General features: G+C 69.8%; 15 protein-coding genes and 1 pseudogene. 13 read left to right on the top strand and 3 right to left on the bottom strand.

The window, feature by feature from the left end; genetic code table 11:
* Window positions 1-113 precede the first annotated feature (113 nt).
* Window positions 114-680, bottom strand: coding sequence for a DUF1707 SHOCT-like domain-containing protein (locus EV193_RS32690; protein WP_130348844.1), 567 nt, complete (start codon window positions 678-680; stop codon window positions 114-116).
* 57 nt (window positions 681-737) lie between these two features.
* On the opposite strand from EV193_RS32690, the gene xerD reads away from it, so the two are divergent.
* The 9 genes from xerD to EV193_RS32735 all read left to right on the top strand — a co-directional run bounded on the left by xerD (window position 738) and on the right by EV193_RS32735 (window position 7,384).
* A complete protein-coding gene (xerD, locus tag EV193_RS32695) occupies window positions 738-1,694 on the top strand; it encodes a site-specific tyrosine recombinase XerD (protein WP_207222901.1) in 957 nt (318 codons plus the stop codon).
* A gap of 116 nt (window positions 1,695-1,810) precedes the next feature.
* A complete protein-coding gene (locus EV193_RS32700; protein ID WP_130348845.1) occupies window positions 1,811-2,332 on the top strand; it encodes a SigE family RNA polymerase sigma factor in 522 nt (173 codons plus the stop codon).
* Window positions 2,333-2,540: 208 nt separating this feature from the next.
* Window positions 2,541-3,128, top strand: a complete 588-nt coding sequence (locus EV193_RS32705; protein ID WP_130348846.1) for a hypothetical protein — start codon at window positions 2,541-2,543, stop codon at window positions 3,126-3,128.
* A gap of 114 nt (window positions 3,129-3,242) precedes the next feature.
* Window positions 3,243-3,707, top strand: a complete 465-nt coding sequence (locus EV193_RS32710) for a limonene-1,2-epoxide hydrolase family protein (RefSeq protein WP_207222902.1) — start codon at window positions 3,243-3,245, stop codon at window positions 3,705-3,707.
* A 133-nt stretch (window positions 3,708-3,840) separates the two neighbouring features.
* Window positions 3,841-4,740: a ParA family protein gene (locus tag EV193_RS32715; RefSeq protein ID WP_130348847.1), complete on the top strand. Its 900-nt coding sequence runs from the start codon at window positions 3,841-3,843 to the stop codon at window positions 4,738-4,740.
* A complete protein-coding gene (locus EV193_RS32720; protein WP_130348848.1) occupies window positions 4,737-5,147 on the top strand; it encodes a cobyrinic acid a,c-diamide synthase in 411 nt (136 codons plus the stop codon). The genes EV193_RS32715 and EV193_RS32720 overlap by 4 nt, the downstream gene beginning before the upstream one ends.
* Window positions 5,148-5,173: 26 nt before the next feature.
* On the top strand, window positions 5,174-6,007 hold the full coding sequence (locus tag EV193_RS32725; protein WP_165401592.1) for a segregation and condensation protein A: 834 nt from the start codon (window positions 5,174-5,176) through the stop codon (window positions 6,005-6,007).
* Window positions 6,004-6,645 carry an SMC-Scp complex subunit ScpB gene (gene scpB / locus EV193_RS32730; protein ID WP_130348850.1) on the top strand — a complete coding sequence of 214 codons (642 nt, stop codon included), beginning with the start codon at window positions 6,004-6,006 and terminating at the stop codon, window positions 6,643-6,645. The genes EV193_RS32725 and scpB overlap by 4 nt, the downstream gene beginning before the upstream one ends.
* The gene (locus EV193_RS32735) at window positions 6,638-7,384 is read left to right on the top strand and encodes a pseudouridine synthase (RefSeq protein WP_130348851.1); all 747 of its coding nucleotides are present in this window, start codon (window positions 6,638-6,640) and stop codon (window positions 7,382-7,384) included. The genes scpB and EV193_RS32735 overlap by 8 nt, the downstream gene beginning before the upstream one ends.
* A 1-nt stretch (window position 7,385) precedes the next feature.
* Here the strand turns inward: EV193_RS32735 and EV193_RS32740 are convergent, their stop codons facing one another.
* Together EV193_RS32740 and EV193_RS32745 are read right to left on the bottom strand one after the other, a co-directional pair.
* Window positions 7,386-7,709: a cupin domain-containing protein gene (locus EV193_RS32740; protein WP_207222903.1), complete on the bottom strand. Its 324-nt coding sequence runs from the start codon at window positions 7,707-7,709 to the stop codon at window positions 7,386-7,388.
* Window positions 7,706-8,305 (bottom strand): TetR/AcrR family transcriptional regulator, encoded by a 600-nt coding sequence (locus EV193_RS32745; RefSeq protein ID WP_130348852.1) that lies wholly within the window; start codon window positions 8,303-8,305, stop codon window positions 7,706-7,708. Before EV193_RS32745 ends, EV193_RS32740 begins: the two co-directional genes overlap by 4 nt.
* A 55-nt stretch (window positions 8,306-8,360) precedes the next feature.
* On the opposite strand from EV193_RS32745, the gene EV193_RS32750 reads away from it, so the two are divergent.
* From EV193_RS32750 to EV193_RS32765, 4 genes and pseudogenes are all read left to right on the top strand, one after another.
* Window positions 8,361-9,563, top strand: a complete 1,203-nt coding sequence (locus tag EV193_RS32750; RefSeq protein WP_130348853.1) for a DUF1015 family protein — start codon at window positions 8,361-8,363, stop codon at window positions 9,561-9,563.
* 12 nt (window positions 9,564-9,575) lie between these two features.
* Window positions 9,576-11,915 (top strand): Tex family protein, encoded by a 2,340-nt coding sequence (locus tag EV193_RS32755; protein ID WP_423202262.1) that lies wholly within the window; start codon window positions 9,576-9,578, stop codon window positions 11,913-11,915.
* 32 nt (window positions 11,916-11,947) lie between these two features.
* Entirely contained in the window at window positions 11,948-12,184 is a 237-nt protein-coding gene (locus EV193_RS32760) for a hypothetical protein (RefSeq protein WP_130348855.1), read from the top strand.
* Between the two features lie 293 nt (window positions 12,185-12,477).
* Window positions 12,478-13,738 (top strand): annotated as a pseudogene (locus EV193_RS32765) (IS701 family transposase).
* Window positions 13,739-13,857 lie beyond the last annotated feature (119 nt).

A 13,857-nucleotide genomic window follows, 5' to 3' on the forward strand; every position in this document is an offset into this window, starting at 1 on the left:
GCGTGCGCTCAGCGGCGGGACCTGGATCTCCTTCCTGCTCAACAGGTTCTCGCGGCGAGCGGCGACCAGGTGGCGCGGCGGTCCAGCCACAGGATCGCGAGCGCGCCGAGGCGCTAGTCCCGGAGGCGGCGTCCGTGGCCGTCGGTGACGTCCTGACGGAATATCAGGGTGAACCCGTCGATGAAGGACCACGTGCAGCCGAACAGGATCGGCACGAAGCCGAGCAACGTGCCGCCCAGCAACGCGGCGAGACCCAGCAACCCGAACAGGCCGGCGACCACGAGCTGACCCGTGGCCACGCCGTAGTGCCCGGTGTAGAACCGTCCGGTCCCGAACGGCACCACCATGTTCAACACGCCACCGACGACCCGCGACCGGTCTGACACGGGGATCTCCATCGCCAGCGACCGGGGGTGGAACGCGGGCAGCGGCTGGACGGTGGCGACTCGCAGCGTCGGCGGCACCATGAACGCCGGGTACGGCGCGGGCAGATCGGAGAACAGCGGCCGCAACTCGCCGCGAGTCGTCGCGGTGTGCACGCCGTCGACCCGCTGCTCGTACTCGTCGCTGGCCAGCCGCCCTTCGGCGAAGTGCTCGCCGAGCACCCGCACGGCGTCCTCGCGTTCGGCGTTTCCGATGCGCAGGCCGTCGGTGCTGGCCGGCTCCTGCACGCTGCTCATACGACATACGATGCCGTCACCCGTCGAAACGTTCCCGATCGGGCTACGCTCACCGCCGTGCCGCCCCCGCTCGACGCGGAAGACGTACCCATTCCGCCGGCCGTCGCCGGTGTGGTCGGCGCGTACCTGGACCATCTCGCGGTGGAGCGCGGCACCTCCCGGAACACCGTCGACGGGTACACCCGCGACCTGCGCCGGTACGCCGAGCACCTGGCGGTCAACGGTGTCGCCGATCTCGCGGACGTGTCCGAGGCTCACGTGTCCGCGTTCCTCGCCGTGCTGCGTGAGGGCGCGCCGGGCCGGCCGCCGCTGGCGCCGTCCTCGGCCGCCCGTGCGCTGGTCGCGGTGCGCGGGCTGCACCGGTTCGCGGTCCGCGAGGGTTTGACCGACGCCGACCCGGCGCGCGGGGTGCGCCCGCCGGCCGCGCCCCGCCGCCTGCCGAAGGCGCTCGGGGTCACCGACGTGTTGAAGCTGCTGGACGCGCACCCGTCGGAAGGCATTGGGGCACAACGAGATCGGGCGCTGCTGGAGGTGCTGTACTCGACCGGCGCGCGGATCTCCGAGGCGGTCGGGCTGGACCTGGACGACATCGACTCCGAGGAGCGCACGGTTAGGCTGGACGGCAAGGGCGGCAAGCAGCGGCTGGTGCCGATCGGCCGTCCGGCGCTGGAGGCGCTGGACGCCTATCTGGTGCGCGCCCGGCCGACGCTGGTGGCGCGCGGGCGCGGGGCGCACGCGGTGTTCCTGAACGCGCGCGGCGGGCGGCTGTCCCGGCAGAGCGCGTGGCAGGCGTTGAAGACCGCGGCCGAGCGTGCCGGGATCACCTCCGACGTCTCGCCGCACACGCTGCGGCACTCGTTCGCCACCCACCTGCTCGAAGGTGGCGCCGACGTGCGTGTGGTGCAGGAGCTGCTCGGTCACGCGTCGGTCACCACGACCCAGATCTACACCCTGGTCACGGTCAACACGCTGCGCGAGGTGTACGCCACCGCGCATCCGCGCGCACGCGGCTGAAGTCGACCGCGGCGCGCGCCCGACGCATAGCCGACGCATAGTGCGGGTGCTGGACAGTCGTATGGCAACCAGTCTGTCGATCGTGGGGTAGCACGGCTGAACCAGGTGGGGGAGCCATGGGTGGAAGGGCGAAGGAGGAGGTGGAGTTCGCCGAGTACTTCGCCACGCATGTGGCGCGGTGGCGGCGGACGGCGCGTTTTCTGTCGGGGAGCTGGCACGACGCGGACGACCTCGTGCAGGTCGCGTTCGTGCGGTTGTTCTCCGTATGGCGGCGGGTCAAGGCCGATTCGGTCGACGCGTACCTGAGACGGATCCTGATCAACGTGTACCTGTCCAGCAAGCGCGGGCAACGCGGGCGGGAGGTCCCGGTGGCCGTGCTGCCGGAGGTGCCCGCCCCGGATGGCGTTGACGGAGCGGATCGGGTGGCGCTGAGGGAGGCGCTCAAGGCACTCACTCCCGGTCAGCGCCGCGCCGTGGTGCTGCGGTACTGGGAGGGGCTCACGGTCGCCGAGACGGCGACCGTGATGGGCATCTCGGAGGGGACGGTCAAGAGCCAGACCGCGCGGGCCGTGTCGGCGCTGCGGCCGCTCGTGGCCGACGGGCCAGCCTTCACGAAGGTCGCTCACACCAGTCGGTGAATCTCTCCCATTTCGTGACAACCAATTCGTCAGTCGCCGGGTAGTACTCGTAGAGGCCCGGGAAACATGCGCAAAGGGAGGGCGCGGACTTTTCCTGCTCGAGGCTTCTCGGTATTGCCGGTAACACGACGGGGTGACTTGCCGTTTCGGCTACCGGCACGACTTCGGCCATTCTACGGCTGGAGAACAAAGATGAAAGGACGATGAAATGTTGTCACGAAAGAAGAAGACTGTCATTGCCGGTGCGCTCGCGGTATCCACTTCGCTGGGTGGGGTCGGCGTCTGGTCCGCGTCGGCCGCACCGGAGACGGGAGAGGAGACCGTCGCCGTGGAACTGCGCACTGTCACGGTCGCCCGGGTGGCTGGTGCCGCGGCGGCCGACGGCACCGTGCCGGTCGTGTTGGGGGACGGCTCGACGGCGTCCCTCCCGGCGGACCGGGTTGCCGACGCGTTGCGGGCGAGCCAGACGCAGCAGGTCGCCGCGAGCTGCGGAACGGCGTACATCCGGCTGAGGCACAAGAGCAACGGGAGGCCGGTGCGTATGGAGACCGGCTTCGACCTGAGCGGTGGCCGCCGCGCGGTGGGTTACGTGTGGCGTGCGCGCATCGAGGGGCCTGATTACGGGTACAACTACAGTGCCAGCGGTGGACTGCGTTTCCGCGATAAGTGGAATGGCTCGCATGACAGCGGCGACAATTACCCGCACGGCACCTACCGTGCGGCCGCGACTGGCACGGTCTCGCTGTCGAACGGCAATGTCTGCGGCGCGGTCGCCGGGACCGCACGCCGACTCTGAGGCAGTACTTATCGGGCTTTGTCCGGCAAACCTCGGTCGATGGGATTCGTGATCGAAGCCCATCGACCGAGCCGCGCTTCCGCTCGCCAAACTACTTTCCGTATGATGGTCGTCGTGAATTCAGATGCGGGCTCCGCACCGCCGGCGGATGCTATCGGGATTGTGGCGTCGTTCCTGTCGGCGCTGGAGGACAACGATCTGGCGGCGGCATTGGATCTGCTCGCCGAGGACGCCCAGTGGATCAACGTGTCGTTGCCCGCGGTGCGCGGCAGGGACCGGATCGCGCGGCTGCTGCGGCTGCTGATCGCCGCCAGGGTCGGATTCCGGGTGCACGTTCATCACGCTGCCGCCGAGGGCGGTGTCGTGCTGACTGAACGCACCGACGCGCTCGGACGGGGTCGGTTCGAGCACCGGTTCTGGGTCTACGGCCGGTTCGAGATCGAGGACGGCCGGATCACTGTCTGGCGGGACAGTTTCGACTGGCTCGACATCGTCGTCGGCCTCGTGCGGGCCGTGGCGGGCGTGGCTATGCCCGGGGTCAACCGCCGCTGGCCGGGGGAGCGTGCGGTCAGGCGTTGATGTCGGCGTGTGTGGCTGACGATCTGCCCTCGGTTGCGTAGTGCTGGAAACCGCTACGGCGTGCCGCGTTGGTGCGCGCACGCCGTAGCCATAAGCTGCCCGCGTCACTGGGACGACAAGGAGCTAGGTCGCTATGTCGACATTTCAGCCCGCCGGGGAGTTGAGCCTCGCTCCACGCAGCGGCGACAACACCGACGAGCCCGAGGAAGTGGGCGCCACCGGGCGCCCACGCCGGCACGTGCCGGAGCCGCCGCTTGTCAACGGGCACGGGCCGGCCAAGGTGCTGGCGATGTGCAACCAGAAGGGTGGCGTCGGCAAGACCACGTCCACCATCAATCTGGGCGCCGCGCTCACCGAGTACGGGCGCAGGGTCCTGCTGGTCGACTTCGACCCGCAGGGCGCGCTGTCGGTCGGCCTCGGCGTTCCGGCGCACCAGCTCGAGCAGACCATCTACAACGTGATCATCGAGCGGGCCGTCGGCATCAAGGACGTGGTGATCCGCACCAACGTGGACAACATGGACCTGCTGCCGAGCAACATCGACCTGTCCGCGGCCGAGGTGCAGTTGGTCGCCGAGGTCGGCCGCGAGCAGGCGTTGGAGCGCACGCTGCGCCCGCTGCTCCCCGAGTACGACTACGTGCTGATCGACTGCCAGCCGTCGCTCGGCCTGCTCACGGTCAACGCGCTGGCCGCGGCCGACGGTGTGCTCATCCCGCTGGAGTGCGAGTTTTTCAGCCTGCGCGGCGTGGCCCTGCTGATCGACACGATCGAGAAGGTACGCGAGCGGCTGAACCCGAACCTCGACATCACCGGGATTCTCGCCACCATGTTCGACCCGCGCACACTGCACTCCAAGGAAGTGATGGCGCGCGTGGTGGAGGCGTTCGGCGACACGGTGTTCGACTCGGTGATCAACCGGACGGTGCGGTTCCCGGAGACCACGGTGGCCGGTGCGCCGATCACCACGTGGGCACCGAGATCGGCCGGCGCGAAGGCGTATCGCGCGCTGGCCCGCGAGGTGCTCGCCAGGTGAGTCGCCGCGCCCCACTACCCGGCGCGGCTGAGCTGTTCCGCTCGACGAGCCCGGCGCCGCGACGAGAGCCGCCGCCCGACGACGACGGGTGGTTCGACCCTGCCCAGAAGACGTCACAGCCGTCGACCCGGCAGGCCCAGCACAGCGACCCGGCTGCCCGTGGCCGCCGTGGCACCGGCCGGCAGAAGCACGACTCCAAGATCACCGTCTACGTGTCGCAGGACGAACTGCTGGCCCTGGAACACGCCCGGCTGGCCCTGCGTGCCACGCACGGGTTGGTCGTCGATCGCGGCCGGGTGGTCCGGGAGGCGATCGCCGTCCTGCTCGCGGACCTCGACGCGTCGGGGGAGGACTCGGTCCTGGTGCGTCGACTGCGGCTGGAGCACGGCCAGGACGACGAGCGATGACGGCGGTGGTCGACCACACTGAGCGGATGGCGGAGAACCAGGACACCGACGAGAGATCGGACGGCCGGTTCACCGTCAGGCTGCACAACTTCACCGGTCCGTTCGACCTGTTGCTGCAGTTGATCTCACAGCACGAGCTGGACGTCACCGAGGTCGCGCTGCACACGGTGACCGACGATTTCATCGCGCACATCCGCTCGATGGGCGACGACTGGAACCTGGACGAGACCACCGAGTTCCTGGTCATCGCGGCGACGCTGCTGGACTTGAAGGCCGCGCGCCTGCTGCCCGCCGGCGACGTGGAGGACGAGGACGACCTCGCCCTGCTGGAGGCGCGCGACATCCTGTTCGCGCGGCTGCTGCAGTACCGGGCGTACAAGCAGGTGGCGGCGCTGTTCGCGGAGCTGGAGCAGGGCGCGCTGCGGCGGTACCCGCGCTCGGTGGCGCTGGAGGAGCGGTTCGAGGGTCTGCTGCCCGAGGTGATGATCGGCGTCTCGCCGGAGAAGTTCGCGGACATCGCCGCGGCCGTGTTCCGCCCGAAACCGCCGCCCACGGTGTCGATCGATCACCTGCACATGGGCAAGGTGTCGGTCCGCGAGCACGCCGCCCAGTTGCGCGTTCACCTGGCGCGCAACGGAAAGGCGAGTTTCAGCGAGTTGGTGGCCGACTGTGGCCTGCCGATGGAGGTGGTGGCCCGGTTCCTCGCCCTGCTGGAGCTGTACCGGGAGGCGACCGTGCTGTTCGAGCAGAGCGACCCGCTCGGTGAGCTGCACGTGGAGTGGACCGGCGGCTCACTCGAGGAGGCGACCGCGGCAGCGGAGGCGGACCGGGCGAAGGTGGACGAGGAGGAGTACGGGTGACCCCGGAAGACACGGCTGAGACGCCCGAAACCGTTGCGGCGCAAGAAGAACCAGCCGCGCCTGAGGAGCCGATCGAGACCAGCGATCTGCCCGACCTGACCGACGACACCGACCTGTACGCCGCGCTGGAGTCGCTGCTGCTGGTGGTGGACTCGCCGATCGAGGAGCAGATGCTGGCCGACGCGGTCGCGCAGCCGGTCGCGCGGGTCTCCGAGGCGGTGCGCGCGATGGCGCAGCGGTACACCGACGCCCGGTCGGGCATCGACCTGCGGCACGTCGGCGGCGGGTGGCGGTTCTACACTCGGGACGCGCACGCGCCGTTCGTGGAGAAGCTGCTGCTGGACGGTCAGCGGGCGAAGCTCACCCGCGCCGCACTGGAGACGCTCGCGGTGATCGCCTACCGGCAGCCGGTGACCCGGTCGCGGGTGGCCGCCGTGCGCGGTGTGAACGTGGACGGCGTGATCCGTACGCTGGTCTCCCGAGGGCTGATCGAGGAGATCGGCACGGATACCGACACCGGCGGGTTCCTTTACCGCACAACGGAATTGTTCCTCGAACGGATCGGCTTGTCGTCGCTGGACGACCTGCCGCCGATCGCGCCCCTGCTACCGGATGTGGATTCGATCGACGATGTCTGAACCAGAGGGCGTGCGCCTGCAGAAGGTGCTGTCCAAGGCGGGTGTGGCCTCGCGGCGCGCCTCCGAGGAACTGATCGTGCAGGGCCGGGTGTCGGTGGACGGCAAGGTGGTCACCGAACTCGGCCGCCGGGTCGACCCGGACACCGCGGTGATCCACGTGGACGGCGTGCGCATCGTCCTCGACGAGGATCTGATCTACCTGGCGCTGAACAAGCCGAAGGGCGTGCACAGCACCATGACCGACGACCGGGGCAGGCCGTGCGTCGGTGACTACGTCGGCAAGGACGACGCCACCGACCGGGCCAAGGTGTTCCACATCGGCCGGCTGGACGCGGACACCGAGGGCCTGCTGCTGCTCACCAATGACGGGGATCTCGCGCACCGGCTGATGCACCCGTCGTTCGAGGTGCCGAAGACCTACCTGGCCGAGGTGGCCGCCCCGGTGGCGCGTGATCTCGGGCGCCGACTGCGCGACGGTGTGATGCTCGAGGACGGGATGGTCAAGGTCGACGCGTTCCGGGTGGTCGACACGTCCGGCGGCAAGGCGATGCTCGAGGTCGTGCTGCACGAGGGTCGCAAGCACGTGGTGCGGCGGCTGCTGGCCGAGGTGGGCTACCCGGTCCGCAAGCTCGTCCGCACGAAGGTGGGGGACGTGCGGCTGGGCAGCCAGAAGCCTGGCGCGGTGCGCCCGCTGAACCGCGCGGAAGTGGGCTCGCTGTTCCGGGACGTCGGGCTGTAGCTCAGCCTTCGGGATAGAAGACGAACAGCCGGCAGCCCGTCTTCGATTGCGGCACATGGCTGGAGCCGGCGGGACAGTGCAGGAACGTGCCGGCCGGGTAGTCGCGGACGCCGTCGTTGAACACGCCCTCGGCGACGTACACCTCCTCGTCGCCCGGCTCGTGCACGTCGAGGTCCGGCCACACGGCGCCTGGGGCGATGTCCACGACGAACGCCTTGCGGTCGTCGCGCTGCCACAGCGGCCTGATCGTGATGCCGTCGCCGTGCGTGAAGCCGGCGACCTTGTCCGCCTCGGTCCACACGTAGCCGGGCATGTGCGGGGTCATGCGTTGCTCTCCTTCGTGTCCGCGACGGCCTGGTCGATGAGCTGGGTCGCGGTGGCGCCGGCCAGCCGAACGGGTGCGTCGGTCGCCGAGACGGCGGCGCTGGCGAGCGCGCCCTCGACGAGCAGCATGAGCTGTCCGGCGAGCAGGTCGGGGTCCCGGGCGCCGGCGGAATCGGCCAGGGTGCGCACCTCGTCGTGCAGCCGTTTCTTGTGCCACTGGGTGAGCCGGCGCACGGTCGGGTCACTCGCGGCGGTCTGCGCGGTCGCGTTGACGAAGTAGCAGCCGAGGAACGGGGTGGCCAGCACGTCCTCGGCGAGCAGGTCGAACAGGGCGATCAGCCGGCCGCGCGGGGAGCCGGCACGCTCGGGCAGCTCGCGCCGGAGCCGCTCGATCCACCGGTCGCTGCGGGCGCGCAAGCCGGCCTCGACCAGGCTCAGCTTGTCCGGGAAGTGGCGGTACAGCGTGCGTTTGCTGACCTGGGCGCGCTCGGCGATCTCGGCCATGCCGACGCCGGTGACGCCGAACTCGTAGCACGCCCGCAGGCCGACATCGGCGATGTGCCGGGGCAGGTCCTTGCGGGAGATCGACTCACGCATGCCACGAAGTAAACAGTAACGTTTACTTTTTCGTCAAGAGGGCAGGATGTAGCCCATGAAGGAATGGGTGCGGCCGATCGGCCGCGGCTGGGTGGTGCGCGACGAGGTGCCCGGCCCGGACGTCGACGAGTTCGCCGAGCCGGACGCTGTGGTGAAAGCCTTGGCGCACAACGAATCGAGCGGTTCACTGCTGGCCGTGCAGCACCCGCACCGCATGCCCGACGCGCTGGCCCGCGGGCTGGATCTGCTGGCCGCACTGCCGTCGGCGCGTGCCTCGCTGGCCGCGTTGCTCCAGGAGGCGTACGAGCAGGTCACCGACGTGGTGGCGCCGTACACGGTGGACGGCCCGGACGGCTCCGCGTGCGGCCTGCTGTGCCTGGTCGACCCGGCCGCCGTGGACCGGCACGGGGTGCGCCGGATCCGGCACGGCGAGGAGGTCTACCCGAACGTGGTCGCCGAGCGCGCCGCCATGCTCGCCGGGCTCGGTGCGGCCACGAGTGCCGCGATGCTGGTGCCGGTCGCCGACGGTGACGCGCTCACCTCGGCGGTGTCGGCGTGGACGGCGGCCGCCGGTGACCCGCGAGTGTCCACAGTGGACTCCGCTGGCCGGGTGCACCGGCTGTGGCTGCTCGGGCCCGGCCCGGACCGCGACCGCCTGCTCGCCGTCGCCGGCAGCCGGCCGCTGATGGTGGCCGACGGCAACCACCGGGTGGCCGCCGCGACCGAGGCGGGTGTGCCCGGGTTGCTCGCGCTGGTGACGGCCGGGCCGCGGTTGCGGGTGGGCGCGTTCCACCGGGTGCTGACCGGCACCGGGCTCACGGCCGACGACCTGGCCGGGGCGTGGCGGGCCGCCGGCATGCGCGTGCACGACCTCGATCACCTCGCCGACGGTGCGTTCGCCGACTCCGGTCCGCCGGGCGCCAACAGCGTGGTCGTGCACGCCGGCGACCGGCGGCTCGGCGTGGTGCTGCCGCCGCCGGAGCCGGGGGAGCCGGCGCCGAGGATCGCGCAGGCCGTGGTGGAGAATCTGTTGCTGCGTCAGGCTTTGCGGATCGATCCGGAGGGACCGCTGGTGCGCACGCTCGCCGAGGGCCGGTCGGTGCCGCCGGACGCGGACGCGGTGCTGCTGCTCGCCCCGGTGCCGCTGGCCGACGTTCTGGCCGTGCACGCGGCCGGTGGTCGGATGCCGCGCAAGAGCACCTACTTCACGCCGAAGCCACGCAGTGGGCTGCTGATCGTCGATGTGGGAGGGGTCTGACATCCTGTGGGCGTGTCAATCGATCTGAAGATCGCCGATGAGTTGGGGGTCGCGGAGCGCCAGGTGCGTTCCGCCGTGGAGCTGCTGGACGGCGGGTCGACCGTGCCGTTCGTGGCCAGGTACCGCAAGGAGGTGACCGGCGGGCTGGACGACGCGCAGCTGCGCACCCTGGAGGAGCGCCTGCGCTACATGCGAGAACTGGAGGAACGCCGGGCGGCGATCCTGGACTCGATCCGCGAGCAGGGCAAGCTCACCGACGAGCTGGAGCGCAGCGTCAAGGAGGCGGACACCAAGGCCCGCCTCGAGGACATCTACCTGCCGTACAAGCCCAAGCGGCGCACCAAGGCCCAGATCGCGCGCGAGGCCGGGCTGGAGCCGCTGGCCGACGGGCTGCTCAGCGACCCGACCGTGAACCCGGAGGCCGCCGCGCACGCGTTCGTCGACGAGGAGAAGGGCGTCGCCGATCCGGCCGCCGCGCTGGACGGCGCGCGGGCGATCCTGGTCGAGCGGTTCGCCGAGGACGCCGACCTGATCGGCGAGCTGCGCGAGCTGGTGTGGGGCCGCGGCCGCATGGTGGCCGCCGTGCGCGAGGGCAAGGAAACCGAGGGCGCGAAGTTCTCCGACTACTTCGACTTCTCCGAGCCGCTGACCAAGCTGCCGTCGCACCGGATCCTCGCGCTGTTCCGGGGCGAGAAGGAGGACGTGCTCAGCGTCAGCCTGGAACCGGAGGAGTCGCCGGACCAGACCGAGGGGCCGAGCGACTACGAACGGCGGATCGCCGGCCGGTTCGAGATCGCCGACCGCGGTCGTCCGGCCGACAAGTGGCTCACCGACACGGTCCGCTGGGCGTGGCGCACGCGGATCATGGTGCACCTGACGGTCGATCTGCGGCTGCGGCTGCGCCAGTCCGCGGAGGAGGGCGCGGTGAAGGTGTTCGCCACCAACCTGCGCGACCTGCTGCTCGCCGCGCCGGCCGGCACCCGCGCCACGATGGGCCTGGACCCGGGGTTCCGCACCGGCGTGAAGGTGGCCGTGGTGGACGCGACCGGCAAGGTGGTGGCCACCGACACGATCTTCCCGCATCAGCCGCAGAACCGTTGGGACGCGGCACTTTCCTCGTTGGAGAGGCTGGCGAAGGCGCACGATGTCGACCTGGTCTCGATCGGCAACGGCACGGCGTCGCGGGAGACCGACAAGCTCGCCGCCGAGCTGGTGAAGCGGGTGCCGTCGCTGACCAAGGCGATGGTGTCCGAGGCGGGTGCGTCGGTGTACTCGGCGTCGGAGTACGCGTCTGCGGAGCTGCCGAACATGGACGTGTCGCTGCGGGGTGCGGTGTCGATCGCGCGCCGACTGCAGGACCCGTTGGCCGAACTGGTGAAGATCGATCCCAAGTCGATCGGCGTCGGGCAGTACCAGCACGACATTTCGCCGGTGGCCCTGTCCCGGTCGTTGGACGCCGTCGTGGAGGACTGCGTGAACGCGGTGGGCGTGGACGTGAACACGGCGTCCGCCCCGCTCCTGACGCGCGTGTCGGGAATCGGGTCGACGCTGGCGGAGAACATCGTGGCGCACCGCGACGCCGAGGGCCCGTTCCGCACGCGGAAGGAATTGGCCAAGGTCCCGAGGCTCGGCGACAAGGCCTTCGAGCAATGCGCCGGCTTCCTTCGTATCCAGGGTGGTGCGGATCCGCTGGACTCCTCCGCCGTGCACCCCGAGTCATACCCGGTGGTCCGGCGGATCCTGGAGTCCACCGGCGGTGAGCTGAAAGGCCTGATCGGCAACGAGCGCGTGCTGAAGTCCTTGCGCCCCAAGGATTTCACCGACGACACGTTCGGCCTCCCCACCGTCACGGACATACTCTCGGAGCTGGAGAAACCAGGCCGCGACCCCCGTCCGGCCTTCACCACAGCGAAGTTCGCCGACGGCGTGGACAAGATCGGCGACCTCAAACCGGAGATGGTCCTCGAGGGCGTCGTCACCAACGTCGCGGCGTTCGGCGCGTTCGTCGACGTCGGCGTGCACCAGGACGGCTTGGTGCACGTGTCGGCGATGTCGCGAAAGTTCGTGTCCGACCCACGCGAGGTGGTCAAGTCGGGCGATGTCGTGAAGGTCAAGGTCCTCGAGGTCGACGTGGCCCGCAAGCGGATCTCCCTGACGCTGCGCCTGGACGACGAGCCCGCCCGCGACAAACCCGCCGACCGCCAGCGCCAGGGACAAGGCCAGGGCCAACGCCCCCCGCGAGACCGCAAGCCCCAGCAACAGCAACAACAGCGCCGCCAGGGCCAGCGCGACTCCGGTGGCGGGGGAGCGATGGCCGACGCACTGCGCCGCGCGGGTTACGACAAAGGCTGATCGGCTGCGGCGGCGATTGCTACCGTCTGCTCATGTCGGAGAAGTCTGAGAAGTCGGTCCAGCCGTGCGCCGCGTGCGGGGCGCTGCGATTGCAGCCAGGTTTCATCGAGGACCCGCAGCGCGGTTACGCGAGGTGGATTCCCGGCCAGATGGAGCGCGGGGTCTTCGGTGGCGCCAAGCGCGCCGGCAGGGAGCGCTGGGCCACCGAGGCGTACCGCTGCACCGAGTGCAACTTCCTGAACCAGTACGTCACCGACCGGGATTGGTAGTGCGCCGGCAGAGATGGTCGACGGGTTTGCTCGGTTCGGGCCATTCGGAACGTCAGAACGACACGCAGCACCGTCCGACGTCTCGGTAATCGGCCATTCCGCTGATCACGGCGCGCTGAGCCCGGGCTAGTACTCCAGCCGGACTTCGTGATCTTGGCTGGTGAGGGGCCGGTTGGAGACGGGTGCGGCCACCAGTTGATCATGAACGGTTTGTGAAGACGGCTCAAGATCGTGTGGTGGCCGCGGGTCACAGGGTAGACCCGGTCCGGTGGCGGGAGATCTTTGATGGGGTGATGGCTCGGGTGGCGGGCCGGTTCGCGCGGGTGGAGCCGCGCAGGCGGGGTCGGGCGTTCGTGCTGGCGTTGTTGTCGGAGTTGCCGCGCAAGAACTGCTGGACGATCGCCGAGCATGCCGGGGATGCCAACCCGGACGGGATGCAGCATCTGCTGAGCCGGGCGGCGTGGGGCGCCGATGCGGTCCGCGACGACGTGCGGGCGATCGCGGTGGAGCACCTCGGCACGCAGGACGCGATGCTGGTGGTGGACGAGACCGGCGACGTCAAGAAGGGTGCTCACACGGTGGGTGTGCAGCGCCAGTACACCGGCACCGCCGGGCGGGTCGAGAACGCGCAGGTCGGCGTGTTTCTCACCTATACCACCAAAGTCGGGCACACCCTGATCGACCGGGAGCTGTACTTGCCGGTGTCCTGGACCGACGATCGGCAGCGGTGCGCGGACGCCGGGGGTTCCGGACGGCACGACGTTCGCGACCAAGACCGAGCTGGCCACACGGATGATCACTCGCGCACTGGACGGGGGCGCTCCGGTCGGGTGGGTGGCCGGTGACGAGGTCTACGGTGCTGCCGGGAAACTCCGCGCCGAACTGGAGCAGCGCGGCGTCGGCTACGTGCTGGCGGTGGCCTGCGACCACCACGTCAGCACCGCAGGAGCAGGGTCGGCGCGCGTCGACCACCTCGTCGCACGATTGCCGAAACGGGCCTGGCAGCGTCTGTCCGCCGGCCGGGGCGCCAAGGGACACCGCTTCTACGACTGGGCCTGGATCACCATCACCAGCACCGACAGCAGCGACATCGACGCACCGGCCGGGCATCGATGGCTGCTGGCGCGCCGCAACCGCCGCACCGGCGAACTGGCCTACTACCGCTGTTTCTCACCCGAGCGGGCGCCGCTGGGCACCCTCGTCCGTGTCGCTGGACGGCGGTGGACCGTCGAGGAGAACTTCCAAACCGGCAAGGGACAAACCGGGCTCGACGAGCACCAGGTCCGGACCTGGACCTCCTGGTACCGCTGGACGACCCTGGTGCTGCTCGCGCACCTGTTCCTGGCCATCACCACCGTCGCCGAACGCGCCCAACCCGCCCCGACAGGGCTAATTCCCTTATCCCTCAACGAAATCCGGCACCTGTTCACCCGGCTCGTCGCCCAGCCCGTCCAGGACATCACCGACTGCCTACGCTGGTCATGGTGGCGACGACGCCACCAACACCGCGCCCAACAAGCCCACTACCAGCGACAATCCGCCCAAGAACGATGAAGATCACGATCTACGACTGGAGTACTAGCTGTGATGCCCAGGGACGTTGTTCCTGGATGGGTTGATCTGCGGCCTGTCGCGAGACAGGTGAAGGCCTCTGGTTGTGAAGTGGAGCTGTC

The sequence above is a fragment of the Herbihabitans rhizosphaerae genome, from assembly GCF_004216555.1.
Classification (GTDB): domain Bacteria; phylum Actinomycetota; class Actinomycetes; order Mycobacteriales; family Pseudonocardiaceae; genus Herbihabitans; species Herbihabitans rhizosphaerae.